Origin of the sequence: Curtobacterium sp. 9128 (genome assembly GCF_900086645.1) — a bacterium.
Classification (GTDB): domain Bacteria; phylum Actinomycetota; class Actinomycetes; order Actinomycetales; family Microbacteriaceae; genus Curtobacterium.
Genome location: NZ_LT576451.1, coordinates 310,315 through 336,342, shown reverse-complemented (window position 1 = coordinate 336,342; position 26,028 = coordinate 310,315). Strand labels below are relative to the sequence as shown.

General features: G+C 71.1%; 25 protein-coding genes. 7 read left to right on the top strand and 18 right to left on the bottom strand.

The genetic code is table 11. The annotated features are described in order from the left end of the window. Positions 1-48: 48 nt before the first annotated feature. Positions 49-1,653 (bottom strand): DEAD/DEAH box helicase, encoded by a 1,605-nt coding sequence (locus QK288_RS01625; RefSeq protein ID WP_281266074.1) that lies wholly within the window; start codon positions 1,651-1,653, stop codon positions 49-51. Between the two features lie 322 nt (positions 1,654-1,975). Here QK288_RS01625 and QK288_RS01620 point away from each other — a divergent pair, with 322 nt between their 5' ends. Next, on the top strand, positions 1,976-2,806 hold the full coding sequence (locus QK288_RS01620; protein ID WP_281266073.1) for an endo alpha-1,4 polygalactosaminidase: 831 nt from the start codon (positions 1,976-1,978) through the stop codon (positions 2,804-2,806). 13 nt (positions 2,807-2,819) lie between these two features. On the opposite strand, the gene QK288_RS01615 is transcribed toward QK288_RS01620, so the two are convergent. From QK288_RS01615 to QK288_RS01605, 3 genes are all read right to left on the bottom strand, one after another. Next, positions 2,820-3,185: a GntR family transcriptional regulator gene (locus QK288_RS01615; RefSeq protein ID WP_281266072.1), complete on the bottom strand. Its 366-nt coding sequence runs from the start codon at positions 3,183-3,185 to the stop codon at positions 2,820-2,822. Positions 3,186-3,195: 10 nt separating this feature from the next. Continuing rightward, positions 3,196-3,765: a DUF1684 domain-containing protein gene (locus tag QK288_RS01610; protein ID WP_281267641.1), complete on the bottom strand. Its 570-nt coding sequence runs from the start codon at positions 3,763-3,765 to the stop codon at positions 3,196-3,198. 145 nt (positions 3,766-3,910) lie between these two features. Further along, on the bottom strand, positions 3,911-4,387 hold the full coding sequence (locus tag QK288_RS01605; protein ID WP_281266071.1) for a hypothetical protein: 477 nt from the start codon (positions 4,385-4,387) through the stop codon (positions 3,911-3,913). 64 nt (positions 4,388-4,451) lie between these two features. Between QK288_RS01605 and QK288_RS01600 the strand changes: the two genes are divergently transcribed. Both QK288_RS01600 and QK288_RS01595 read left to right on the top strand, forming a co-directional pair. Next, the gene (locus QK288_RS01600) at positions 4,452-5,234 is read left to right on the top strand and encodes a carbonic anhydrase family protein (RefSeq protein ID WP_281266070.1); all 783 of its coding nucleotides are present in this window, start codon (positions 4,452-4,454) and stop codon (positions 5,232-5,234) included. A 96-nt stretch (positions 5,235-5,330) separates the two neighbouring features. Beyond that, a complete protein-coding gene (locus QK288_RS01595) occupies positions 5,331-6,131 on the top strand; it encodes a carbonic anhydrase family protein (protein ID WP_281266069.1) in 801 nt (266 codons plus the stop codon). 1 nt (position 6,132) lies between these two features. Here QK288_RS01595 and QK288_RS01590 read toward each other — a convergent pair whose 3' ends face one another. After that, positions 6,133-6,765 (bottom strand): GNAT family protein, encoded by a 633-nt coding sequence (locus tag QK288_RS01590; protein ID WP_281266068.1) that lies wholly within the window; start codon positions 6,763-6,765, stop codon positions 6,133-6,135. A 95-nt stretch (positions 6,766-6,860) separates the two neighbouring features. Between QK288_RS01590 and QK288_RS01585 the strand changes: the two genes are divergently transcribed. Both QK288_RS01585 and QK288_RS01580 read left to right on the top strand, forming a co-directional pair. Next, positions 6,861-7,475, top strand: coding sequence for a hypothetical protein (locus tag QK288_RS01585; protein WP_281266067.1), 615 nt, complete (start codon positions 6,861-6,863; stop codon positions 7,473-7,475). 46 nt (positions 7,476-7,521) lie between these two features. Beyond that, complete coding sequence (locus QK288_RS01580) at positions 7,522-7,824, top strand: DUF427 domain-containing protein (protein WP_281266066.1); 303 nt, start codon at positions 7,522-7,524, stop codon at positions 7,822-7,824. 39 nt (positions 7,825-7,863) lie between these two features. On the opposite strand, the gene QK288_RS01575 is transcribed toward QK288_RS01580, so the two are convergent. Next, positions 7,864-9,120: an Nramp family divalent metal transporter gene (locus QK288_RS01575; protein ID WP_281266065.1), complete on the bottom strand. Its 1,257-nt coding sequence runs from the start codon at positions 9,118-9,120 to the stop codon at positions 7,864-7,866. An 88-nt stretch (positions 9,121-9,208) separates the two neighbouring features. On the opposite strand from QK288_RS01575, the gene QK288_RS01570 reads away from it, so the two are divergent. Continuing rightward, the gene (locus tag QK288_RS01570; protein WP_281266064.1) at positions 9,209-9,754 is read left to right on the top strand and encodes a hypothetical protein; all 546 of its coding nucleotides are present in this window, start codon (positions 9,209-9,211) and stop codon (positions 9,752-9,754) included. Between the two features lie 34 nt (positions 9,755-9,788). Here the strand turns inward: QK288_RS01570 and QK288_RS01565 are convergent, their stop codons facing one another. Next, positions 9,789-10,886, bottom strand: coding sequence for a hypothetical protein (locus QK288_RS01565; RefSeq protein WP_281266063.1), 1,098 nt, complete (start codon positions 10,884-10,886; stop codon positions 9,789-9,791). Between the two features lie 4 nt (positions 10,887-10,890). Next, positions 10,891-11,832 carry a hypothetical protein gene (locus tag QK288_RS01560; protein WP_281266062.1) on the bottom strand — a complete coding sequence of 314 codons (942 nt, stop codon included), beginning with the start codon at positions 11,830-11,832 and terminating at the stop codon, positions 10,891-10,893. A gap of 774 nt (positions 11,833-12,606) precedes the next feature. On the opposite strand from QK288_RS01560, the gene QK288_RS01555 reads away from it, so the two are divergent. Next, positions 12,607-12,876: a hypothetical protein gene (locus QK288_RS01555; protein WP_281266061.1), complete on the top strand. Its 270-nt coding sequence runs from the start codon at positions 12,607-12,609 to the stop codon at positions 12,874-12,876. A gap of 8 nt (positions 12,877-12,884) precedes the next feature. On the opposite strand, the gene QK288_RS01550 is transcribed toward QK288_RS01555, so the two are convergent. The 10 genes from QK288_RS01550 to QK288_RS01505 form a co-directional block, all read right to left on the bottom strand. Next, on the bottom strand, positions 12,885-16,373 hold the full coding sequence (locus tag QK288_RS01550) for a hypothetical protein (protein WP_281266060.1): 3,489 nt from the start codon (positions 16,371-16,373) through the stop codon (positions 12,885-12,887). Continuing rightward, entirely contained in the window at positions 16,370-16,681 is a 312-nt protein-coding gene (locus tag QK288_RS01545) for a hypothetical protein (protein ID WP_281266059.1), read from the bottom strand. The genes QK288_RS01550 and QK288_RS01545 overlap by 4 nt, the downstream gene beginning before the upstream one ends. Then, positions 16,678-17,088, bottom strand: a complete 411-nt coding sequence (locus QK288_RS01540) for a WXG100 family type VII secretion target (RefSeq protein ID WP_281266058.1) — start codon at positions 17,086-17,088, stop codon at positions 16,678-16,680. Before QK288_RS01540 ends, QK288_RS01545 begins: the two co-directional genes overlap by 4 nt. Before the next feature lie 65 nt (positions 17,089-17,153). Further along, positions 17,154-17,444: a WXG100 family type VII secretion target gene (locus QK288_RS01535; protein ID WP_071299535.1), complete on the bottom strand. Its 291-nt coding sequence runs from the start codon at positions 17,442-17,444 to the stop codon at positions 17,154-17,156. Positions 17,445-17,619: 175 nt separating this feature from the next. Beyond that, positions 17,620-18,417 carry a hypothetical protein gene (locus tag QK288_RS01530; protein WP_281266057.1) on the bottom strand — a complete coding sequence of 266 codons (798 nt, stop codon included), beginning with the start codon at positions 18,415-18,417 and terminating at the stop codon, positions 17,620-17,622. 13 nt (positions 18,418-18,430) lie between these two features. Continuing rightward, positions 18,431-18,760 (bottom strand): hypothetical protein, encoded by a 330-nt coding sequence (locus tag QK288_RS01525; protein ID WP_281266056.1) that lies wholly within the window; start codon positions 18,758-18,760, stop codon positions 18,431-18,433. A 58-nt stretch (positions 18,761-18,818) separates the two neighbouring features. Further along, positions 18,819-19,616: a hypothetical protein gene (locus tag QK288_RS01520; protein ID WP_281266055.1), complete on the bottom strand. Its 798-nt coding sequence runs from the start codon at positions 19,614-19,616 to the stop codon at positions 18,819-18,821. After that, a complete protein-coding gene (locus QK288_RS01515; RefSeq protein WP_281266054.1) occupies positions 19,613-20,182 on the bottom strand; it encodes an FHA domain-containing protein in 570 nt (189 codons plus the stop codon). Before QK288_RS01515 ends, QK288_RS01520 begins: the two co-directional genes overlap by 4 nt. An 82-nt stretch (positions 20,183-20,264) precedes the next feature. Next, complete coding sequence (locus QK288_RS01510; RefSeq protein ID WP_281266053.1) at positions 20,265-24,593, bottom strand: FtsK/SpoIIIE domain-containing protein; 4,329 nt, start codon at positions 24,591-24,593, stop codon at positions 20,265-20,267. Beyond that, entirely contained in the window at positions 24,590-25,888 is a 1,299-nt protein-coding gene (locus tag QK288_RS01505) for a hypothetical protein (RefSeq protein WP_281266052.1), read from the bottom strand. The genes QK288_RS01510 and QK288_RS01505 overlap by 4 nt, the downstream gene beginning before the upstream one ends. Positions 25,889-26,028 lie beyond the last annotated feature (140 nt).

Here is a 26,028-nt window from a genome sequence, read left to right as displayed (position 1 = left end):
TGACGGGACATCCGCTCGCAGGGAGCGTTGAGGTTGTCCCCCTTGGCGTCAGCGCGCGGAGCCGGCCGGACGCGAGGCCCGACGCGAACCGCCGCGACGGTTGCCGCCGGACTCCGAACCCGAGCGACCGGCAGCGTAGCCACCGTCCGACGACCAGACCGGAGCCGAGCCACCGCGGACGGTGTCGCTCGACGCACGACGGCTCCCGCCGCCGCGGCGCTGCCCACCCGCCGACGCGGTGTCGGCGGAACGACCGCCGCGACCAGCGGACGCGGCGTCCGCGGAACGGCCGCCACGACGTCCACCCGAGCTGCTGGGAGCCGAGCCGGACTGCGCGGCCGGGGCCGAGCCTCCCGTCCGACCGCCGCGACCACGGCCGCGACCGCGACCCTGACCGGCGGACTCGGACGAGGCGGACTGCTGGCGACGCGGCTGCTGCTGCTGGACCGGGGCCTCGGCCACGTGGCGGATCGGGGCGATCTCACCGACGAGCTCGGTGACCGGCGCGGAGTTCGCGCTGACCTGCTGCGGCTTGGCGGTGATCGCGGCCTTGCGCATCATCTGCGCGACGTCGCGACGCTCTGCCGGCATGACGACCGTGACGACGTCACCGGACGAACCGGCACGAGCGGTACGGCCCGAGCGGTGCAGGTACGCCTTGTGCTCGGTCGGCGGGTCGACGTGCACGACGAGCTCGACGTTGTCGACGTGCACACCGCGGGCGGCGACGTCGGTGGCGACGAGGACGAGGGCCTCGCCGGCGGAGAACTTCGCGAGGTTCCGCTCACGGGCGCCCTGCGACAGGTTGCCCTGCAGGTCGACCGCGGGGATGCCCTGCGACGAGAGCTGCTTCGCGAGGCGCTTGGCGTGGTGCTTCGTGCGCATGAAGAGGATGCGGCGACCGGTGCCGGAGGCGAGGGTCCGGACGAGGTCCTTCTTCGCGTCGGCGTCGGCGACCTCGAACACGTGGTGGGTCATCGCCTCGACGGGGCTGGACTCGTCATCGACGGAGTGCATGACCGGGTTGTGCAGGAACTTCTTGACGAGCTTGTCCACGCCGTTGTCGAGCGTGGCGGAGAACAGCAGGCGCTGTCCCTGCTCGGGCGTCGCCTGCATGATCTTCGTCACGCCGGGCAGGAAGCCCATGTCTGCCATGTGGTCGGCCTCGTCGAGGACGGTGACCTCGATCGCGTCGAGCGACACGTGGCCCTGCTGCATCAGGTCGGCGAGGCGACCGGGGCAGGCGACGACGACGTCGACGCCACCGCGGAGCGCGTCGACCTGACGGCCCTGCGAGACGCCGCCGAAGATCGTCGTCGTGTTCAGGCCCATCGCCTTGGCGAGCGGGGCGAGCGTCGCGTCGATCTGCGTCGCGAGCTCACGCGTCGGGGCGAGGACGAGGGCGCGGGGGCGGCCGGCGCGGCGCTTGCGCGGGTTGGCGGCGAGGCGTGCGGCGAGGGGGATCGCGAAGGCGATCGTCTTGCCGGAGCCGGTGCGGCCACGACCGAGCACGTCCTTGCCGTTGAGGGAGTCGGGGAGGGTGTCCACCTGGATCGGGAAGGCGGTCTCCTTGCCCTGGGCGACGAGCACGTCGACCATCGGGGTCGGGACGCCGAGATCGGCGAAGCGGACGTCAGCAGTGAGGTTGGTCATGGTGACCTTTCGGGCCGTTGCCGGCCGTGGTGCGCGCTCGGATCAGCGCGCGGGCGGGAGCATGTCCGCGTGCCGGTGCTCGCTCGGGAGCTGGTGCTCGGGAGTGGGCGCGGCGGTGCGGGCACTGTCGCCGCAGCAGAGAGCCTGGCACCGGTGTTCCGACCCGGACGGGTTCCGGGGGAGCGGTGGTGCGTGATACGCATCGGTCGAGTTCGACCGGGAGGTTTCGGGGGCGTCCGTACGACGCACGAGGCGATCGGCGCCTCGAGTACGACCCATCATAGCGGGTGGACCCGAAACCCGCTCGTGGGATGATCCGTGCATGCTGTCACGGACCCTGTTCATCGGTGCCGTCGTCGTGGGGACCCTGCTCGTGTCCGGTTGCGCGACTGCTTCGTCTCCGGCATCCGGGGGTCACGACTACACGAACCTGCCGACCTCGGGCGTCCCCGACTACCAGCTCGGTGGCGCGTACCGGCCAGCGGAGGACGTGACGATCGTCGAGCGCGACAGCACCGCGCACCCCGCGTCCGGCAAGTACAACGTCTGCTACGTCAACGGGTTCCAGACCCAGCCGGAGGACGCGTCGATGTGGAAGCGGTCGCACGCCGACGCCCTGCTGCGGGACGAGGACGGCGATCCGGTGTCCGACCCGGGGTGGCCGGACGAGATGTTCCTCGACACCAGGACGGCCGCCGCGCGCGACTCGATCGTGTCGGTGCTGACGAAGTCGATCGCCCGGTGCAGCGACCGCGGGTTCGACGCCGTCGAGTTCGACAACCTCGACTCGTGGACGCGGTCGCACGGTGCGCTGACCCGGTCGGGGAACCTCGCGCTGGCCTCGGCGCTCGTCGACGTCGCACATGCGCACGGGCTCGCCGCCGGGCAGAAGAACACCCCGCAGCTCGGGGCCTCCGGCAAGCGTGACACCGGGTTCGACTTCGTCGTCGCCGAGGAGTGCGTGAAGTACCGGGAGTGCGCCGCGTACACGAAGACCTACGGCGCGCGGGTCATCGACATCGAGTACTCGGACAACATCGGCCGGTCGTGGTCGTCCGTCTGCGACCTCGACGACCGCCCGACGATGACGATCCTGCGCGACCGGGACCTGGTGCCCGTGTCGAAGCCGGCGTACGTGTTCGAGCGCTGCTGAGGGCCCGCCGCGCCTACGCGGGCCAGACGTCGCGGAGCGCCGCCGTCGCCTGGTCCGCCGACAACCCGGCCCCGCGCGCGGCGGCCGCGAGCGCACGGGCCGCTGCGACGACGTCCTCCGGCACGGCCGCCGGTCGGATCACCCGCGTGCCCGCGCCCCGTGCGGTGTGCACGAGCCCGGTCTCCTCGAGCAGGGTGTAGGCCTTCGCGACCGTCCCCGGCGCGAGCCCGAGTTCGTCGGCGAGCGCCCGGACACTCGGCAGCCGCTGCCCGTCCACCAGGTAGCCGGCCGTGATCTGGGCGGCGATCTGGGACCGCACCTGCTCGAACGGCGGGATCCGCCCTCCGGCGTCGATCGCCACGAGCCCGGTCGAAGACATCGCGCCCACCCTAGAAGTCGTACTGCTCGCCGACGGGGATCGCCACCGCGACGGTGTTGCCGGGAGGCGCGAGCGGGCACGCCCACGCCGGGTCGTACGCGCACGAGGGGTTGTACGCGAAGTTGAAGTCGAGCACGAGTTCGCCGTCGTCGCCGCCGAGGTCAGCGCCCTTGATCGTGTCGAGCAGGTAGCGTCCGCCCCCGTAGGTCCCGCGGGCCTTCCCGGCGCTGGCGTCCTTCACGGGGATGAACACCCCGCCCGCGTAGCCGCCGTGCGACCACACGTCGAGCGACCCGATGCCGGGCAGGGTCACGATGCCGAGCCGGTCGAAGTGCACGATGCCGTCCGTGCCGGTCTCGACGTCGAGCACCTGGGGCTCGGCCGGCTCGACACGGGCCCGGAAGCGCCACTCCGGGTCGTACGGCGGGACCGGGAGCTCCTCGAAGTCGCGGGCGTCCTCGTCGAGCAGCGGGCTGGCCGGGTGCTCCGCGAACATCGCGTCGCGGGTCTCCCGCCACAGCGCGTGCGCCGTCTCAGGGTCGGGGGTGGCGCGCACGCGGCGGTACAGGTCGAACGTCATGCGCCGCCAGTCCACGGTCGCCAGCGTGCTGTGCACGCGGTCGTCGGTCGTCGGCTCCTGGGGGCGCGTCTGGCTCACGTGGTCGAGGCTACGCCCGCTCCGCGGCGGACGGGAGGCTCGGCTCGATTCCGTGCGGAGCGTTGCGTCAGGCAGGGGGCCAGGTCGGGGCCTGCTGCCGCATCCGGAGTGCCCGCCACTGCCAGATCACCCACATGCCCGGCCACAGTGCGAGACCGAGCGCCCACGGGTGCATCCGGTAGTCGAGCCGGTCGACGAACAGCGTCGTCCCGTCCGGGAGCTCCGTCACGGCCATCCGGTGCCGCATGTCCATGCGGGCGAACAAGCCGCTCGTCCCGCCGCCGTTGTCGCGCTGCACGGGGACGCCGTCCACCTCGTACCGGTCGATGTCCACGTGGCTCGTCCCGCTCGGCAGCAGCCCGAAGGCGCTCGCGGCGATCGGGTGCGGCCGGCCCGGCGTCCACCGCGACGGGAACCCGTCGGGATCGAGCGAGCGGTAGACCAGGAACGGCTTGGTGACACCGACCATCACCTCCGGCGCCATGAGGGCATCACGGACGACGTCGACAGGGGCGTCGAGGACCAGGCGGAGACCCACGTGCATACGCGTGACCGTACCGAGGTGACCACTCAGGCGTTACAGATACTTGATATTTCAATATGTGAGCATGCACAGGTTTCCCCGTTCCACCCCGTCCCTCGTCGCCGTCCCCGTGGCGCTGCTCTTGCTCGCCGGGTGTTCGTCGTCCTCCGAGCCCGATGCCGCCGATGCCCACGGCGGGGACCCCGGCTCGGTCTGGTCGTACACCGGTGACGAGGGGCCGTCGCACTGGGGTGCTCTGACATCGGAGTACGGCACGTGCTCCTCCGGCGAGGAGCAGTCGCCGATCGACCTGCCCGCTCCGAAGCGCGGCGCGGCACTCGACCTCCAGGCGTCCGGCCCGGTCGAGGGCATCACGGCCGACAACGGGCACACCGTGCAGTTCACGGCCGCCGACGGCGCGCGCACCCGGATCGGCGGCGACGACCTGCACCTCGTGCAGCTGCACTTCCACGCCGGTTCTGAGCACACCGTCGAGGGTGAGGCAGCCGATGCCGAGTTCCACTTCGTCCACGCGGACGAGGACGGGGCGCTCACGGTCGTCGGGGTCCTGGCCGATCGAGGTGCGCACAACCCCGCGTACGACAGCTTCGTCGCGGGGGCCACGGCGGGCGCTGGGCGGGAGAGCACGGTCGACCTCGACGCGATGCTGCCCGAGGCGCGGTCGCACTACCGGTACGACGGTTCCCTCACAACGCCGCCGTGCAGCGAGGGCGTCCGCTGGATCGTGCTCGAGGACCGGATCGAGCTCGGCGCCGACCAGCTCGCGGACCTCGAGGCCGCGCACGTCGAGAACGTCCGCCCCGTCCAGCCCCTCGGCGACCGGACCGTCGACTACTCGCTCGCCTGACGCCCGTACCGAGCGATCCGCGCTGCTGAGTCGAGGCACAGGAAGGAGCTCGACGACTTGACCGACCATCAGATATGCAACATGCAGAATAGCCCGATGATCTCAACACATCGGAGCCTCGCCGCGGCCGGGCTGACCCTCGCTGTCCTCGGCACGCTGACCGCGTGCAGTGCGGCGTCCACGACGACGGCGCACGGCACGCCCGGTCCCTCCGCCACCAGCAGCCCGGCGCACTGGGCCTACGACGGCACCGACGACCCGGCGCACTGGGCCTCCGTGTCCGACGACTACCGCACCTGCGCCGCCGGGAAGGCGCAGTCGCCCATCGACCTCCCGGCACTCGGCCACGACGCCCCGCTCGACCTCGACGTGGAGAAGGGCGAGGTCACCGAGACCACCGCCGACAACGGCCGCACCGTGCAGCTCACCGCCGGCTCAGGCGAGACGACCGTCATCGACGGCACCGCGCACCACCTGCAGCAGATGCACTTCCACGCTCCGTCCGAGCACACCGTCGAGGGCAAGCGGTACCCGGTCGAGTTCCACTTCGTGCACGCCGATGCAAAGGGGCATCTCGCGGTCGTCGCGGTGTTCGCCGAGGCGGGCGTGCACGACGCCGCGTTCGACCCCTACATCGCCGGAGCGGCCGATGGGGAGACGTCCGCCAGGAGCCACGTCGTCGACGTCGCGGCGATGCTGCCCACCAACCGCGCCTACTGGGCCTACGACGGGTCGCTCACGACGCCGCCCTGCACCGAAGGCGTGCACTGGGTGGTCCTCGCGACGCCGATCGAGCTCGGCCAGGACCAGATCGACGCACTGACGGCCGTCCACCACGACAACGACCGCCCCACGCAGCCGCTCGACGGCCGCACGGTGCGCAGCAGCACCGAGTAGGTCAGGCGTGCCGGGCGGAACGGCGACGCGAGCCCTCTGCCCGGTCGTGACGCCGGAGCCGCTCGGCCAGGGAGAGCCGTACCGTCGGCCACTCCGACGACGTGATGGAGAACACCACGGTGTCGCGGAGCGTGCCGTCCCGGCCGATCTGGTGGTTCCGGAGCACACCGTCCTGCTTGGCGCCGAGGCCCGCGATCGCCGCGCGAGACTGCATGTTGTGCCAGTGCGTCCGGAACTCCACCGCGATGCACTGCCACACGTCGAACGCGTGGGACAGCATCAGGAGCTTCGACTCGGTGTTGATCCCGGTGCGCTGTGAGGACTTCGCCAAGAACGTCGATCCGATCTCGACCCGGCGGTTCGCCGTGTCGACGTTCATGAACGTGGTCGATCCGACCACGCGTCCGGTCGGCCGGTCACGCACCGCGAACGGCACCATCCGGCCAGCAGCGTGTTCCGCGAGACGACGGTCGATCTCGTCGTCGACCTGCGCGGGCGCCGGGATCGAGGAGTACCACGTGCGCCACAGATCGCCGTCGGCGACCGCCGCCCTGAGGTCGTCCGCGTGCTCGTGCGCGATGGGTTCGAGCGTGACGCGGTCGCCGGTCAGGGTGGGTGCGGGGGCGATCTCCATGGGACTCGATCGTACCGTCGGGCATCCTCGTGAACGGCTCCGAGTGGGCGCCCTGTGGAAAGGGACAGGCGCTCCACAGGCGTTATCGTGACGGGGTGCGTGAACGAGGCCAGCAGCAGTACCAGGTCCGCTTCGGATGGGGCGTCTCGGGTGCCCACCGCGTCGCCGTGGGAGCGCACCTGATCGTCTGGGTGGACGTCCTCCCCGCCGGTCCGGGCACCGCCGGACCGGATCGTGCCGACCACCGGGCGGTGCGCCGCCTGCTGCCGGCGGGGCCCGAGGTGGTGGCCGGCCACCTCGGCAACGCAGCGGCGATCGCGGAACGGGTGACGAGCCTCCAGGCCGAGCGTGGTGACCGGTGCGTCGTCGCGGTGATCGCCGCCGGGCTGGACCACGCGCCCTCCGGTGGCGACGCCGCCGAAGCCGCAGGCGAGTCGGTCGACGTGCCCGATGCGCCGGACTTCGCCGTCGAGGACATGCTCGGCGCCGGCGCCGTGATCGACGCGCTGTCCGTCGTCGGGATCGACCACTCCTCGCCGGAGGCTGCTGCCGCGTGCGCCGCGTACACGGGGCTGCGGCGGGCCGTGAAGCACCTCGTCAGTGCCTCGGAAGCGGCTCGCGGCATCGGGCCGGAGCGGGTGCACGCGGCGCTCGCCGCCGGGCCGGAGCTCGTGACGATCCGCCCGGGGGAACACAAGGCGCGCGCGTAGCGTTCCGGACGGGTGAGCACACCGCTCACCAACGAAGGAGCGCACCATGAAGGCAGTCGCCGGCGACACCGTCATCGCAGAGGCATCCGAGGACGACCTCATCAAGATCGAGGGCAACTGGTACTTCCCGCCGTCGAGCGTCAACACCGAGCTCTTCACCGAGAGCGACACGCAGTACCACTGCCCGTGGAAGGGCGACACGCAGTACTACACCGTGCACGCCGGGGACCAGACGCTGCCTGATGCCGCGTGGTCGTACCCGACGCCGATCCCCTCGTCGTTCGACCGGGTCGGCAAGGACTACAGCGGCTACGTGGCGTTCTGGAAGGGCGTCGAGGTCGTCGAGTAGTCCGGGCGGGTGCGCCGCGCCGCCGCCCCGCGGTGCGGCTCACCCGGCCAGCGTCAGAGCCACCAGTGCGACGTTCAGCGCGACGATCACCGCCGCGATCACCCACGCGACCACCCGCGTCCCGACGGCGTTGACGTCGGCGCCCATCACGCTCCGCCTGGACGTGTAGGCCACCAGCGGGACGATCGCGAACGCGATCCCGAAGCTCAGCACGACCTGGCTCACCACGAGCAGCATCGTCGCGTCGGCGTTCAGCGCGAGCAGCACGATCGCCGGCACCAGCGTCACGATCCGCCGCACCAGGAGCGGCACCCGCACGTGCAGCAGTCCGTGCATGATCTCCGCGCCGGCCATGCAGCCCACCGACGTCGAGGCGAGCCCCGACGCCAGCAGCCCCACCGCGAACAGCACGCCCACGACCGGCCCAACGTGCGTCGCGATCGCCGCCTGCGCCCCCGGGATCGAGTCCGTGCCCGGCACGCCCGGCAGCGTCGCCGCCGCCAGGACGAGCATGCAGACGTTCACCCCGCCGGCCACGACCAGCGCGAGCGCCACGTCCCACCGCGTCATCACGAGCACCCGTCGCCGTTCGGGCCCAGCCGGGGTGTCCCCGTGCCGGTCCCTGGCCAGCGCCGAGTGCAGGTACACCGCGTGCGGCATCACGGTCGCGCCGAGCATCGAGGCCGCGAGCATCACCGACTCGGAACCCTCGAACCGCGGCACCAGCCCTGACACGAGCTCGCCGGGGGAGACCTGCGCGAACAGCAGCCCCGCGCAGAACCCGATCGTCAGGATCGCGAGCATCGCGGTGACGACGACCTCGAACGTGCGGGCGCCCCGCCGGTTCTGCAGCACGAGGATCGCCATCGACACCACACCGGTGATCACCCCTCCAGCGACGAGCGGCAGGCCGAACAGCAGGTGCAGGGCGAGCGCGCCGCCGATCACCTCGGCGACGTCGGTCGCCGCAGCCACGATCTCCGCCTGCGCCCAGAACAGCAGCCGGGGCGTGCGCTTCATGCGCATGCCGAGGAGCTCCGGCAGCGACTTGCCCGTGACGACCCCGAGCTTCGCCGACAGGTACTGGACCACCACGGCGCTCGCGTTCGCCGCCACGAGGACCCAGAGCAGCAGGTAGCCGTACTTCGCCCCTGCCGTGAGGTTCGCGGCGACGTTGCCGGGGTCCACGTACGCGATGGCGGCGACGAACGCGGGACCGAGGAGCGTCAGGCTGGCAGCGCGCTTCCTCGGGGACTCGCCGGTGGAGGCGAGGCGCGGGGTGGCGGTGTCGGTCATGGGGACCAGCATGCCAGAGAATTCGGCACGCCGAATTCAGGGATTCGGTGCGTTGTGCGATGGTGCGGAGTGTCGGACTGGAGGCTCGGTGAAGGTCCGTCTGGTCAGTACCGTTGGCGCAATGGCTGGGCAATGGAACATCAAGCGCTGGTGGGGCGAGTTCGAGCGGTCACGCACGGACGGCGAGCGTCGTCTGTCGAACTCTCGGTGGCCGGTGGGCGGCCGACCAATTACGGATCTCTCGGCTGATCGCCAGTACTGGGTGCGCGGGAAGGACTACGTCAGCCTTTGCCATCCGGATCGCGATCTCGTGCTCGCGGAAGCCCAGGAGCGCATCCCGAACGGCTACAAGACCCTCATGCTGTACGAGAAGATCGCGGTGGCGCACCCGGACGGGACCGTGACCGAATGGACCGAGGCACCTGACGGTGACGCTCCGTTCCTCGGACGCGCCGCCGGCTACGACCTCGAACCGCCAGCGCCGCACCTGCCCGGAGAAGCGGGCTACCCGGACGTCTGGAACGCGGATGCGTCCGGCCGAGCCGCCGCCGTGACCGCGGCGATCCGGGTAGCGGCGGTGGTCGGGCACGACATTCCGATCGGGCGCGTCAGGGACGCAGTGTTCTGGCACTGACGCGTTGTTGCTGCACCATTCCGAACAGAGCGGGTCAGTAGTCGATCTCGAAGCTCCGGACGGTCGCGATCGGACGGCGGTTGAGGTGCGAAGTCTCGCGATCGAAGCCATCAGAGGCGACTGCTTCGAGTGCATCCTGCGTGTACACGCGAAGACGGTCGGAGCCGTTCCACGCCGAGTACGGCTCCGCGAGCTCGACCTCGGCACCGTCGACGCGGACCGTACCCGGTGCCGTTCGTTCCGACGTGACGTCATCAGCCGCGGTCGGTGCTCGGAACGCGAACACGAATGCGTCGTCGGGGTGCTCGGGCAGTGGCGACAGGGTCTGGACGAACCGGGGCAGGCGGTCCCCGGCGACGGCGGCGTTCGTCGAGTCGATCGGACGCCACAGCCCGTTGACCCGTGCGTAGGACCCGCGGGTGCGCTGCAGCGGTCCCTGCTGCTCTATGGTCATCGTGTACGGCGCGACCGGCCCGACGTCGTCGCGCGGCAGCCAGAGCGCTGAGCGGCCGCGGTACAGGTCGGTGAACGGCGCGTCGGTGATGCGTTCCCCGCGCGCTGCGAGCGGGTTCGTGTCCGGGACGGTCACCCAGAGCTGCCCGCCGTTCGACGCGAGGACGTCAACGGGCTCGTTCTGGAAGTACCCGAGCGCGCGCCTCCACTCCACCGTTCCAACGTGCTCGCCGCCGTCGGAACGCGTCCAGGCGACCTCGCGGAGGTCTTCGGCCGGGTGCGGATCGAAGTCGGCGAGGCGCTCGCCTGTCACCGCGTACGGTCCGTACTCGCCTGACTCGTCCGCCCATGAGGATGTGGAAACCACCGTGCGCAGCCCGGAGACTGCCGAGAGGTCGGGGACGCGGATCGCGAACCACCCGGCCCGGTCGTCGAGCGGCAGGACGCTGTTGGCCTCGAGCCACACGGTGTCTGCCCAGCCGCGGAGCGTGATCGTGTTCTCGTTGAACGCGACCGAGACCGGGATCCCCTTCCACCATGCGGTGACGTCGCGCTGCACGAGTTCCGGTGGCGCTGTCGAGCCATCGAACGATCGGATCTCGGATTCGAGGAGACGATCCGGCGACGCCGAGTAGACGCGCCGGATCGTCGGAGCGCCGTCGACCGTGTGGTGCAGCACCCGCTCAGCTCGGCTGCCGGGTCGTTCCGGGCCAGCCAGGGAGTTGGACCTGCTCGGTGTGCGCGGTGTCGAGGAGTTCGTGCGGCAGGTCGGCCTCGTAGACGCCAGCGTCGATCTTCGTCAACCCGAGCGCCTCTAAGATCTGGACGTTGTGCGTGAGGCTCGTGGCTTCGAGCACTGCGCCGGATCGGGTGTCGTGACGTTGCCCGGTGACGCGGAAGTCGATGCCGTTGAAGTTCGCCCGGACATCGAGTTCGAAGTACTCCTCAATTGCATCGAGCGCCAGATGTGCGACGTGCAGTCCGTTGTCCGACGGCGAAAGGAACGGCGCCACGTCGGACCCACTGGCAACGACATCGACACCGTCCTCGACGAGATCGGCGAGGAACACCTCCCCGGCTATCCGCGCAAGACCACCGGTGAAGCGGCTGAGGTCTCGCCCGTGGGCTGGCCGGCGAGCCTCGAGGTCCTGCCGGAATGTCCATCCGACCGCGACGCCTCCGTAACGAGCGAGGAACCTCGACGAGCCGCTGACCTCGTACCGCCACAACTCGGTTCCGACCGGCGGACGGTGTGTCGGTACCCAGTAGACCGGAACCGCAGGGCGGTCCAGGGCAGCGAAACCCGTACCGTTGAACGGGGGGTGCTCGACGAACGTGCCGCCGTTTCGCTGTGCTTCCTCCGCGCTCGTGCCGCCGAGGGCTCGCTGGGCGTTGAGGTTGGATCCCGAGGGGAATCGGAGGACGTCGACCTGGGAGAGTTCGTCGTGGAACGGTGAACCGGGGAAGCGCAGCCCATGGAGGCTGAGGAGGTCAGGGATCCCAGCGACACCGTTGACATCGTCGGCGGGGACGACGTACCCGGCGATCCGCTCGTAGCTCGATCGGAAGATGGCGTCCGACATCGCAGGCGTGAGTGCCTTCTGGACGACCGCGCGCTCGCTCATTCGTGTGACCTCGGAATCGATCTTGGGTTTGTGACCACCCTAGGAGACGGATCGCCAGTGGGAAGAACCGTTCGTGTACGACATGTGACGGAACGTGGCGTGCTCGTCAGGCGAGGACAACTGATCGAGGTCGACGTACCGAACGTGTGCGACGGTCGGATCCGAGCCCGGCAGACGCCACGCGTACCCGTCCGGAGCACGTTCGGGGAACGGCTCGGATGACTTGACACGGATGGAGTCCGCGCGCCACGGCCACACTGAGGCGTCGAGCTGGACGGGGACTCCCGACACTTCAGCTGTTGCGCCGAAGACCGGTGCCGCGATGACGGCCGACCACGGCACGGCCGCAGACGCTCCGACCCGAGGGCTCGCTACGGAGACTCGTGGGAACTCCGGGAAGCTCGAGTCGAGCGCTGCGAGGGGGCCGTCCCGGTCCGGGAACCGGAGCGGGTACAGACGTCCGTCGACCTCGACCCATGTGCCGACGCGCACCCCGGGCGCGGATGCGCCACCCCAAACGACCGTCTTCGCATTCGTCGTGAGGAAGTCCTCTCGCTTCACCCACCCGCGCCATGCGCCGGAGCGGCCGAACAGCAGTCCACTGGCAGGCATCGGTCCGGACGACACGTGCAGCAAGACTGCGTCGTCGTCTTCTGCCACCAGCTCCGCGTCCGCTCCGCGGAAGCTCCCGAGGAGCGTCGTCCTGGAGAACACCGTCGGCAGGTCCAGAACCGGGAGCGCGCTGCGATCCAGAACCGGCCGTGAGTCGACCGGGTGCTGGACAACGATCCGGGTTCGCAGCCCGACGAGCTCTCTTTCGCGGTCGTCGAGCTCGACCAGGAAGTCACCGCTTCGATCGAGCAGCTGGGCGCCTGCACGTTCGACCTCTGCCTGGCCACTCTGTCCCTCGCCGATCAGCCGGTCGGCGACGTCGTGGGCCAGCCGGACCGACAGTCCGTGCCACCACGCGTAGACGTCCGCAAATGCGTCGATCTGCTGCGCAGCTCCCTCACGACCGACGACTCGCAGCGTGATCGGCCGTGAGACGGGAGTCACCAAAGCGGGAGCCACTCGCCCTCGGTGGGCGAGATGCGGTGGAAGACTGCGAGCACATGATCCGGCTCCCCGTTGCGACGGACGGAGATCGTCGCACCGTCCGTGATCTCGGGCAACGTCCCCCACGGAACTCCGCCCTCGTTGCGTGCGCTGAATTCACGCGTGGCGTACCCGTCGATGCCGGCCCAACCGTTCCCGCGATACGGATTCGTCGACGCGTCCGCTTCAGCGCCGCCGATCGGGAAGGGTTTCAGCGCATCCGCGACGCGCGCATCGAGGTGACCTCGGAAGTCCGATGCCGCGTCCGGGTCGAGTCCTGAGTACAGCTCGGTGTCCCGGTACCCCTGCTCGATGACCTCGCGCCGTTGCGCAGTGGAGAGGTCGTCCCAATCCGGTCGTGCGGCCGCGACTTCTCGCACCATCTGGAGGGGCTCGTCTTCCGAGATGAACCGAGCGGCCGTTGCGCCGCTCACCCGGTGGTCGAGGAAGAAGATGGGCTGGTCTGGTTGGCCGGAGTACGGCGTGCCCGAGTAGTTCAGGCCCAGGCTCGCGCGGAACTCGTCCGCACGGGTCGTGGTCGAGGCCGACGCGCGCGCGTGGAACCCACGCGCGTTCGCGGGAGCGCCGTACTGCGATTCTGTGACAGGGCCGTACGAGTCGCGGGCTTCGAGATCGAAACGTTCACCGATCGCTGCTTTGACGTCCTTCGGATCGAGGACCTTCCGGAGTTCCTCGCCGGGCAGGATGGTCCGGTCCGCATCGTTGAGCGATGCGACGCGATCCAACTCCGAACGGGTGTACGTCGTGAGGTGCCGCGTACGGAGGTCCTCTCCGTTGGTGGGGCCGTCAGAGTCCGTGGTGGCCGTTCCTCGTTCGCCAGCGGCCGTCTCGGACTCTGTTGCCGATGTGGCGGGAGCGGCATCCTGTCCGTGCCCGCCTTGGCCGGCCGTGGCAGGCGCGGCTCCGCGTGAGACCGACGGGTGCGTCGCGACCGCGCCTGCGGCCGCAGCGCCCCCTGCGCTCGCCAGGTGGTTCGAGCCGGCGCCGAGGGGCGAGTGATCGTCTGTCCCGACCGCGCGGCCGCCGTCATGCCCTTCGGTAGGAGCTGAGACCGCGTTCTCGTCAGAAGCAGCGTCGCGGGTGGTCTGCGATGGGGCAGCGTCATGAGGCGCCGAGCTTGATGGGTCGTGCGCGATACGCGACTCTGCCGATGTGATGTCCGCGTGTGAGGGCGCGCCCGAATCCGCGACGTCCGATCGGATGGTCCCGGCGCTGAGGTTCTCTTGCGGAGCCGAGTTCGACGTCTCGCCTGCCGTGTGGGTTGTCTGCTCTCCGCCTTCCACCACTGTGGGCGACTCAGCCGAAGCATGCGTTTGCGTCGCGTCGACCTGCGTCGTGGGGCTACTGTCCGCTCCGGACGTGGGAGCGTCGTCGGCCGCGGTGCTGTGATCAGCAGCGCTGCTGTGTTCAGCCGCGTTCGGCGTCGCGGGAGCAGTCGTGCCGTCGTGGGTGCCGCTCGGCTCGTGGCCGGACGCCGCGCTGTGCCCCGCGGTCGTCTCGTGCGTCCCGGTGGTGTCGTGAGCGGGGGTACCGTCGCTCGGTCCTCCGTGAGACGGCGCTGCCTCATGCGGAGCGGTCGGGCCATCGGCGTGCGCCGACGCGCCGTCATGCGCGGGCGTCTCGACGTGCGCTGGCGCGTCCACGTGGTCGACCGCCACGTGGTTCCCGGCGCCGTCCGCCGTCGACCCGGCGTGCGCTGCCTCGTTGACCACGGGCGTCTGCGACCCGTCGATGTGCGGCCGCTCACCCGCGCCGTGCGCCGAGGTGCTCGCCTGCGCGGACTCGTTCACGACTGGCGTCTGCGACCCGTCGATGTGCGGGCGATCGCCGCCACCGGCATGACTGGGCGCTGCGGCGGCGTTCCCACCGGCGACGGGTGCACTCTGCTCGATGCTCGGAGCGTGCGACCCCGTGTCGGCTGCGGGAGCCGCGGGCGCGCTCGACGAGGAACTCGTGTCCACGTTCGTCGACGCGTCGACGGGCGTCACGTCGACGTCGACCGTCCCGCCGTCGCCCGAAGAGTGTCCGCCACCGGTGACGTGGTGCCACCCGGTGGAGACGGCGTGGCTTCCGGCACCGATCGTGGCACCGCCGACGGTCCCGAGCACCGTGCCACCGGCGAGCGACTGCAGGACGTTGAAGTGGTGGTTCTCCGGGTCCATGACCGCAGCGAGGCCGTCCTGGGTGACGCCGCCGGCAGCTCCGCCGACCGCACCGGTCGCGGCGCTCTTGGCACCTTCGACCGCGGTGGCCTTCCAGAACGTCGGCGCGACGGTTCCGGCCGCTTCGTTCGCAGCACCCCGACCGACGCGACTCAGCGCGGCGCCGCCGAACCCACCGAACGCGCCACCGACGACGGAGCCGGCTGCAGTCGCGATGATGTCGTTCATCGACGTGCCCTTGCCGTGCAGGGCGTTGACGATGATGGGGGCAGCGGTGCCGCTGATCGTGCCCTTGACGGTCTCGTAGGTGAACCGCGTCACGAAGGAGCCGTGCTCGAGCTTGCGCAGCATGTTCGCGGCCTTGAGGAACTGCTCCGCGTGGATCTTGTTGAGCAGTGCGAGCTTCCGGATGACGCCGGCGATGCGGTTTGCCCAGGTGATGACGAGTCGGGCGCCGTTCGCGGCGCCGGCGAGCGCACCGAGGCCGAACGTCACGAAGGACAGCGCGATGCTGATGCCGACGTCGACGGCGAGTTCGGCGAGGAGCTGCTCGATCATCGAGCGGATCTCCTCGGCGGCCTGGTCGTAGTTCGCCTTGATCTGCTTCAGCGATGCGGCGGCGCCCGTCGCGGCGTCGGCGGCGGTGCCGATGTGCCCGGACATCGTCTGTTTCGCGGCGAGGATCGTGGCCTTCTGCGGGATGTCTGCGGCGTTGACTTGCGCGAGCCCCCCGCTGAGGCGGTTCGAGGCGGTCCGCAGGGACGATTCGTACGAGTTCCACGACTCCGCGGCGGAGGAGAGCTTGTCGGGGTCGCCCTGGGGGAGCTGCACGCCGATCGCCCGGAGCGCGTCCTGCAGGACGTCTTCGACCTTGCCCCACCCGCCCGGCCAGCCGGCCCCGAGCGAAGACGGAAGATCGGTGGCGACCGCGAAGTCGCTCGATGGGATGGCGATCCCGGAACCGCCCTGCTGCCCTGCACTCGCGATCTCGGCGTCCTTGTACGCCGAGCCGGTGCCGGCGAGGAGTGTCTCGAACGCGGCGAGCATCCCGACGAGGTTCTTCGCAGACGTCGCAGCGCTCTTCGCCTGGCTGTCGTAGACGTGGGCGAACTCTTCGGCGCTCTCATCGTCGCCGGCCATGCCTGCGGTGCCGTGGAGCGCCGAGTGGAGCGTGCTCCACGCGGTCGAGATGTCGTGTGCGACGCCAGAGACGTCGTCGCCGTCGGCCGCGAGGCCGAAGGCGTTGAGCCGGACCATCGTCATCCGCTGATCTCCCCCTGGAACTTGGACCACGACTGGTCGAGTGCGTCGATGGTGGCCTGGTACGTGGCCTCGATCGCGTGGGCGCGCTCTTGCAGGTCACCAGCTGACGACGTCAGCGCCCCGGCGCCGGCGTTCCACTGCTCGAAGCTGGCGATGAACGCGCTCATCGCCGGGCCCTGCCACTCGTTCGGCAGGATGTACGCGAAGGTGGTCGCACCCTGCTGGAGCAGCGCGCAGTAGTCGTGCAGGCGCTGCATGCTGTCGACGAGGTGGCGGAGGCTCTCCATGTCCGCCTGCTGGTCGCTCACGTGCGGTCCTCCTCGAGGTCGGTCCAGACCGCTTCGGCACGCTGTTCGTCGGCCGTGACCCGGTCGGACAGGCCGGCCTTGTCGCGGGCCGTCTGCGGGGTGAGCTGGCTCCGGGTGTCGGCGAAGGCACCACCGAGCGAGGTCTCGTTGCCGTGGTACGCCGTCTCCGCGCTCATGAGGCGGACGGCGAGGCTCTCCAGGACACCCCGGAGCACCGCCGAACTCGCCTGGAACTCGCCCCAGGTGCTCTGGAAGGCGGTCGCGTCCTCGCCCTTCCAGGCAGTGTCGACCACGTTCCGCACTGCGGCGTCCGTCTCGGAGATGTGGCCGTCGAACGTCGCGACCACGGAGCGGAGCATCTGGGCGACTTCGCCGAGGCTCTCCGGTCGGACCCGGTACTGCACCATTTCGTTCCCCCTGCTGGAGCGGCGAGCCGTTCCCGGGGGAACAGCTCGCCGTCAGTGGCCGTCGATCAGCGGAAGGTGCCCGAGATCGAGTTCTCCGACTCCTCGTACGACAGCGCCGCGCGGGAGAGCAGCTGGCTGATGCCGGCGAGGGACTCCTTCAGCTGAACTGCCGACTGGTCCCACTGCTGGTAGAGGTCCTGGAACGAGCCGGACGCGGCACCCGACCAGTCGCCACCGACGAGGCCGTCGACGAGCGACTTGAGGTTCTGCAGCTGCGACTCGATCGACTGCGAGCCCGACTGGAGCTGGTTCGAGACGCCTGAGAGCGACTCCGAAGTGACGCGGATGTCCGCCATGGTTCCTCCAAGAAACACACGTGTGTCCTGGGGCGATCGAACGACCTACCCCCCGATTGGTCCTGACCCTCTTCCGAGGGGCAGACGGCAGCAGCCTAGCGGATGCTGCGCTCTGCAACGGAGCGTACGCCGTGCGGTGAGGATCCGTCGACCATCGATGCGGATGCATCGACAACTACCGGGTGACGAAGGGGTTCCCCGTGACGCCTTCCGGCTTGGGCGGGACGACCCCGTCCACGGTGACACCGCTCAGCATGCTCGCGTACTCGGCGAAGTCCGACGCGCCGAGCGACTCCACGGCGTGGATGCCACGTGCCTGTGCCTGGACGAGCACCGCGGCCATGATCTTCCTCGTGTCGTCGTGCGACAGCACGGTGTCGAGGTCGAGGATGTACTGCGCGAACGCCGGACCGTTCACGTTCGTGAAGGTCTCGAAACCCTTCGCCCAGCGCTGGTCGACCACCTGCGACCGCAGGTCGGGTGCGTCCTCGAGCAGGAACCAGAGGTGCCTGGTCGCCTTGCCGTTGCCTGCCGCCCACACCTCCGCCGTGCCCGCGACGTTGCGCTGGCCACGCTTCTGCGCGAGCCGCGCGGACTCGTCGACCGCGAACACCGCCCGCACACTGGTCCAGTCGATGAGCGGGACGAGCGGGGTGTGCAGCCCGAGGTTCGACACCCCGAGCAGGAGCCCGGGAGCGCCACCGGCCGGGCGGAGCAGCGAGAGTCGACGCCGCAGCAGGACGATCGCGAGGATCCCGCCGACGACGAAGAGGAGCATGCCGAGGATGACCGGACCGAGTCGCCCCCAGAGCAGCACGAGCACGAGTACCACGACGATGAACGCGATCAGCACGACGGCGTCTCGGAGGTTCCTGCTCGCGATCTTCCGGAAGCGTTCTGCGTCGTAGTGGACGTCGAACCGTCCGTCCTGCGCGAAGAATGCCTGCCAGCTCTGTCTCGTGGCGTCGTCCACTGTCGTCCTCTCGTTACCAGCCGGGCTGTCCGGTGCACGCGGCGGCCAGCGCGTTCATCCCGCGTTCCGGGTCCGAGAACGCCGCCCACACACGATCGCGATCGCGGTGCTCGGCACCGTCGATGATCTCGTCGAGCACGACGGGCGCGGTCGCGACCCATCGCGTGTACGCGGGGTCGTCGATCCCCTCGGTGCCGCGCGCGACGATCCGCTGGATCTCCCTCGCGCGCTCGATGACCTCGACGAACCGGATCGCGTTGACCTGGCTGCCCATCACGGCCTGCATCAGACCGATCACCGGCCCACCCAGCATCGTGCAGCGTTCGGCGAGTGCGTCAGCCACGTCGTCGTCCCCTCGGTTCCCCGGATCGAGTGCGCGGTCCCGTCGCGCGCCGATCAGCCTAGCGCTCGTGTTCTCCGACGAACGGGTTCCCGACCGACCTCGGCGGCACTGCCGGACGTTCGAGGCCGTCGAACACCCCCGACAGACGCCCCATGTACTCGGTATAGTCGGCGGAACCTCGTGACCAGGTCGTCGCGATCCCGCGGTGACTCGCCTGCACCGACGCGGCGGTGCCGAGGCGCTCGACGTCCTGGTCCGCGAGCACCGGATCGAGATCGAGCCAGATCGTGCCGAACGACGGCTCAGTCCCGCCCGGCCAGGTCTTCACGATGCCTCGCGAGCGGCGGTCAACGCGGCGTCGGAGCGCGGTGCCGTCCTCGACGACGAAGACGAGGTGCTTCGTCGCTCGCCCGTTGTGGGCCGACCATCGGGCAGCCAGCCCCGGGATGCCCGGCCGCCTCCGGGACCTTGCGACGGCCTCGGTCTCGTCCACCTGGAAGACTCCGCGGATGGACGACCACGACAGGTGGACGAACGGCAGACCGACCCCGTCGTTCCCGACGGAGTAGCTCGCGGCCGGTCGCCCCGCCTGCTGTCGGAGGAGCGCTGGTGCCTTGCGGAGCACGACCACGACGAACACGATCCCGGCGACGATCATCATCGACGCCAGGACGATCGCGACCGGACGCCCGGTCCAGAACGCCAGCCCAGCGAGGACACCGCCGGCGATGACGGCGGCGAGGACCGACAGGGTCGTGTTCCGCCGAATCCGTGCGTACGCCACGGCGTCTGACGTCACCTCGAACCGGCGGTCCTCCGCGAAGAACTGCGCCCAGGCTCGGTCGGCTTCCGTCACCGGACCCGCGCCCCCACCGACCCGAACCACAGCTCGTCCCCCGGGACGAGCTCCACGGGCAGCCCCTCCGGGCACCGGTCCTCCCGGTCCCCTCGCCGGAGCACGGTGCCGTTGCCCGACCCACGATCGACCACGCGCAACCCCGACGCCCCGAACACCACCGCTGCGTGCACCCGCGACATCGACCGGTCCGGGTCGTCCAGCGCGAACGCGGCAGCGCCTTCAGCAGCCGCGATGTCCTCCGGCCGCCGACCGAGCAGCACGGTGCCATCCCGCACCACGAGGGTCTGTCCGGTGGTGAAGACCAGCTGCGGCAGACCGGGTGCGGCGACCGGCGGGGCGGCGGCGATCCGGGCCTCCAGTCCGTCGGCGGGACCCGGCGACGGACGGGACGGAGCAGCGGGTGGCGGCGGGACGGACGCCGACGGCTGCGGCGGCACCTCGGACGTGTCGCTCACCGGGGCGGGCGTCGAGCGCCGTCCACCGGTGGCGAGCTGGCCGCACGACAGGCAGAACATGCTGTTCGGCCGGAGCTCGGCTCCGCAGTACGAGCAGCGTGCAGCCATCCGTCGTCATCCCCCGTCTCGCGCTTCCAGCGTCACAGCCTACGGGAGGCTCCGATCACCCGGCACGGGCACCGCACGTCCGTCAGGCGGCCGGGTCGGGCACCTGCACCTGCGTCCACTCGCCGCGGCGGTGGATCGCGCCGCCTCCGGCGGGCTGGCGCCCGACCATCCACTTCGGCACCTTTTGCCCGAACAGCTGGGTCCCCTGCAGAGCGCTGGACGGCGAGAGGATCATGCCCTCCTGGGTGCGCCGGACCTCGCCGTAGGGGCCGCTGAAGGTCTTCGCGGCCGCGTCCGGGTTGGTCGCGACGACGAACACGAAGCGCGCGCGGTCACCCATCAGGGAGTTCTCGAGCGGCGTGTTCGACACGAGTTCGGCGTCGTCGATGAGCACGGTGATGAGTTCGGCGGGGTCCTCGTAGCGGCCGATCGCGGGTCCGAGGTCCATGAAGCCCATCGGGTCGGTGAGGAGCGGGACGTCCGCCTCGCGTGCCCAGGTCTGGAAGACCGAGGGCTTCGTCGCGACGGCGATGACGGGGCGTCCTGCCCAGACGAGCTGGTGCGCGAGCGACGTGAGCGCGGTGGACCGGCCGGTGCCGCGCTCGCCGACGACCTGGAACCCGCCGGCGGCCGGCCAGTCCAGGGTGATGCGGGCGAGCTCGTCGCCGCCGACGCCGGCGGTGGGGCCGTCGGCGGGGTGGCCGGTCGCGACGGGGAGGTCCTGCGCCTCGGCGAGGGACACCCGGGAGGGCAGCGCGTCGACGCGGAACGGGTCCTGCCCGACGGTGTCCGTCCACCGTTCGACGGCGGCGGAGACCGTGCCGCGGAGGGCTGCCGCCTGGGCCTCGGCGGAGGCGTCCTGGCCGAGGACGGCGAGCTGGGCCTCGCGGACGGTCGCGCCGAAGAACACGCGCCCGGCCGGGACGGTCTCGGGGAGCTCCCGCACCATCACCCCGGCGCCGCGGTAGTCGTTCACGTCGCGCATCGGGAGCACGTACTGGTCGCTGATGAACCCGGCGATCCGGTCGGCGGCGACGGTCTTGTCTCCGGTGACGACGACGCGGATGCCGGCGGCGGGTCCTTCGCGGAGGACCCGGGTCATCTGCTCGCGGATCGGCAGCAGGTCCTCGGGCTGCATCGAGCTCGTGGCACGGTCCCACCCGTCCACGGCGACGACGATGTACGGCAGCGCATCCGCGGGGTGCGCCCGGCGCTGCTCGACGATGGTGCCCACGGCGGCGCGGGAGAGCACGCCCTGGCGGCGGGCGAGCTCCTCGATCAGCCGGTCCATCAGGCGCGGGAGTCGTGCGGGTTCGAGCGGGGTGACGACGGCGCCGGTGTGCGGGGCCTGCGCGAGGGGCAGCATCCCGCCGTTGCCGTGGTCGATCACGTACAGGTGCAGGTCGTTCGGGCTCATCCGCTCGACGGCCTGCGCGAGGACGGTCCGGAGCGCGGTGGTCCGGCCGGACAATGCCCCGCCGAGGAACATCAGGTGCGTCCCCGCCTCGAGGTCCCACGTCAGCGGGCGCTGGGTCTGCTGGCCGGGGACGTCCTCGATGCCGAGCGTGACGGTCGTCGGGGCACCCGCTCCGCCCGCGACCTGCGACAGGGGCAGGAGCGACGGCAGCGGCATCAGCCACGGCGAGGAGTTCTTCGGGATGCCGAGCGACTCGGTCGCCCTGGTGACGACGTCGACGAGCGCGCGGAGGTCGGTGTCGTCGTGGTCGACGGGCGCTGCCGCGTGCCGCCGGACGGGGAAGCGCGGGGCGTAGCCGACGCCCTCCCAGTCCACGGGGGCGATCTTCGGCAGCTGCCGCTGGACCCGCTGCACGCCCTGGCGGATGCCGGCGACGCGGGCGGTCTGGAACCCGCTGGGCATGGCCCCGAGACCGGCCCGCACGAAGCCGCGGCCGGGAGTGGCCTGGCTGATGAGCGCCGCCTCGGGGGAGCCGAGCACGTCGGTGGAGTCGGCGCGGTCGGTCACGCGGAGCGCCACGCGGAGGTTGATGTTCGACTGCATCTCGGGCGTGATCACCCCGGACGGACGCTGCGTCGCGAGGACGAGGTGCACGCCGAGGGACCGGCCGACACGGGCGATGCGCACGAGTCCGTCGATGAAGTCCGGGTGCTCGGTCTTCAGCTCGGCGAACTCGTCGATGACGATCATCAGCCGCGCGAGTCCGTTGCGGGCGGCGGCGTCCGGGTCCTTCGACCACGCGGCGTCGACGTCCTTCACGCCGAGCTCCGGCAGGCGCAGCACCGTCTCGCGGCGCTTCAGCTCGGCGTCGAGCGAGGTCAGGGCGCGCTCGGTCTCACGGGCGTCGAGGTTCGTCACCATGCCGACGGTGTGCGGCAGGCGGGAGCAGTCTGCGAACGCCGAGGCGCCCTTGTAGTCGACGAGCACGAAGTTGAGCGCGTCCGGGCGGTTCGCCATCGCGAGCGAGACCACGAGCGCCTGCAGGAACTCCGACTTGCCGGAGCCCGTCGTACCGGCGACGAGGGCGTGCGGGCCGTCCGCGGCGATGTCGATCGCGAACTCGCCGTCCGCTCCTGCTCCGACGACGACGTGCGTCCGACGCGGCGAGCGCTGCCACCTGGCGACGATCGGCGCCGGGTCGTCGAGGTCGACGCCGAGCAGGTCCACGTAGCGGACGCTCGTCGGCAGCATGCCCTCGTCGCCGACGCCGGAGACGTGGCGGATCGAGCACAGGCTGCGGGCGATGCGCTCGGCGGTGGGCACCGACAGCCCGTCGAGGAGCACGGACGCGTGGTACTCGGCGTCCGATTCCAGCCGGGCGAGCGAGCGGTCGTCGGCGTCGACGGCCACGACGGTGCGGGACTCCTCGGGCAGGCGTGCACGGTCGCTGTCGAGTGCGACGACGTGCACGCCGACGAGTGCGCCCTGCTCGAGCACCTGCACCATGCCCGGGAGCGTGCGGTACTCGCGGGCGCCGTCGACGACGAGCACCACGTCGGTGTCGAAGTCGCGCGCGCTGACGGCGGAACCCGCACGCGAGCGGGTCTGCACGAGCGCGGCGAGCTCGCGGATGCGCTCCCGTCGGGCGTCGTCGGTGTTGCCGATGAGCGCGAAGGCGCCGTCCTCGGCCTGCTGCGTGTGGGGGAGCCACTGGGTCCACTCCCACCTGCTGGCGTCCTCGTCCTCGCAGACCACGACGATGCGGGTGTCACGGGGGGAGCGGAGGGTGGCGACGGCGGCGAGCATCGACCGGACGAGCGCGCGGGTCACGTCGCCCGGCCCCGCGATGCCGACGACCCCTGCTGACAGGTCGACGTCCACCGGAGCCGGCGCGACGCCGACGTGGTGCGGTGAGGCGTTCTTCGCCTTGCCGCCCTGGAAGTTCGCCTGCAGCGGGACCTCGGCGACGCCGACGCGCACGTGCAGGGCGTCCGCGTCGCGCTTCCGGCGCTCCCACAGGCGCGCGAGCGGCCGGGTGGCGATGTCGCGGATCACCACGGGGTCGACGCTCCGGTACCAGGAGTCGAGGCGCTGTTCGCGGACGAGCTGCGCGATGCGGACCCGGGTGTCGGCGATGTCCTGCCGCCACTCCTCGAACGTCTTCACGCCCTTCTTCTTCGCCCGCGAGCGCTGGGTCAGGAACGTGCCGACGACCATCACGGGCGAGGCCGCCGCCATCATGAGCATGATCGGCCGCGCGAACACGAACGCCATCGTGACGCCGAGCACCACCGGGATCACGGCGGACAGCCACGGCATCGGGGTCTTGTCGACGTCGTCGGGCTGGTCACCCGGCAGCACCACGGTCGGCGGGGTCGCCGGTGGCATGATCCGCGAGCTCCGGTTGAAGCCGCGCATGCCGACCTCGTCGGGGGCCAGGTCGGCGTCGACGTAGGGCTCGATGCCGATGCGGAACACCGAGCTGCCGATCTGCACGACGTCGGCGGGGACGATGTCCGCGGTCCCCGTGACGGCCCTGCCGTTCACGACGACGCCGTCGGCCCCGTCCATCACGCTGAGCACGGCGCGCAGCGGACCGGGCATCGCGGGCGTGGGGGTGCTCTCCGGCGAACCGTGGTCGAGCGCGATGGTCGCGTGGTGCGGCCGCAGGAACGGGTCGGCGACGCAGAGCTCCATGGCGCCGGAGCTGCCGATGCGCAGCGGTCCGTCGAGGGGCAGCGGCACGGTCTCGCCGGAGAACGGTCCGCCGACGACCTCGAGCCGCGGTCGCCCAGGGGGCAGTTCGCTCGGTGCCCGGGTGGGGAGCGTCGACCCGTTCAGGATCCCGGCGTCGGCCAACGACGTCTCCGGAGCGGCACCAGGCGCGATGGTGGCCGGGTCGACCCCGAGTCCGGCCGCCACCTCGGCGACGCTCGTGACGTCGGTCGCGTCGACCACGAAGGTCGCGTCCTGCAGGCTGAGCCGGAGCGTCATCGGTTTCCGTTCGTGATGCGGTCGAGTGGTGCTGTGAGCGGGGTGAGGAGTCCGGTGGACCCGCCGCCTGCGGCGGTGTCGTCCTCGGACGGCAGGGTGCGGACGACGCTGTGCGCGGTCGTCGCCCCGGTGTCAGCCTGGAGGCCCGTGGCCGGGTACCGCACGCCGCGGTCGTCGTCCGTGGCCACCGTCCCGGATGCGGTGGCCGCCGTCCGTGTGCCCTCGCGTGGGAGCACGGTCACGGTACCGGTCGCCTGGTCGCCGGAGGCGGTGCGGACGTGGAAGGAGAACTGGTCGGCGGCGCGCATCGTCCCGTCGGGACGGGCTGTGCCGTCCGGACGATACGTGGCGGTGCCGTCGTCGGCGCAGGTGACGGTGCCCGCGACCGGGGTGCCGCACCCGTCGATCGTCACGGTGCCCTGCTGCGCGTCGGCCAGGTCGTGCAGGTCGATCGTCACGGAGCCGTCGGCACCGAGTCGGCGCACGACGTCGTCAGCGGCGATGCCGGACTTCCCCTGGTCCACGAACACCGCCTTCACCTTCGCGGTGCCCGAGTGTCCCTGGTCGTCGGTCGCGCGGAGCCGCACGGTCGCGGTGCCCGTCCGGTCCTCGGGCCCGCGGACCAGCAGACCGGTGCTCGTCACCGTGGCGACGAAGCCGGCGGGCTTCGTGGACACGACGGTCATCCGGGGCCCTGCCGCGCAGCCGTCGCAGCGGACGCCGAGGTCCGACCACGGGATCGACGCGGTCGTCCCCGCGGCGAAGGGGTAGTCGTAGGTCTGCCCGTCCAGGGTCGGGGCGGTCGGCGGTGCCAGCGACACGAGGTACGTGACGTCGAGGTCGAACGACGCGGAACGCAGCGGCACGGTCATGAGCACCGTCCCGAAGTCCGTCCGGTAGCCCTTCGACGTGAGCGACAGCGAGTCGCCGGAGCACGCCATCGCGACGCCCGTCGGCACGTTCACGCGCCCGCAGTCGGCGACCGTCCACCCGTCGCCGAGCGCCACGTCGGCCTTGCCGGTGTACGGGACGGCGACCCGCACGGGATCCGACGCCGCTGCCGCCCCGTCGGCCGAGCCGGCCGAGCCGGTCGAGTCGGCCGAGCCGGCCGCCGCTGTGCCGGCCGCCGCTGTGTCGACCCGCGCTGTGTCCACCCGCTGCGTGGCGTTCGCCGCCTGCGCGGCCGGAGCCGGGCCTCCCGTCAGTGCGACGACGCCGACCGCAGCGAGCGCGACGGACACGAGCACGGCACCCAGCCGCCCTCGTCCCGCCGTCGTCGCACGCCCCCGGAGCACGACCTCATGATAGGCGGCGCGCACCTCCCCGACAGGTGCCGCCCAGACGGGGGCTTCCGGGGACGTCCGCCCGACCGCTTGGATCAGAGGGTCCGAACGGGTGCACACCGGCTCCCGAGGGGAGACGGCCGGGGGTACCG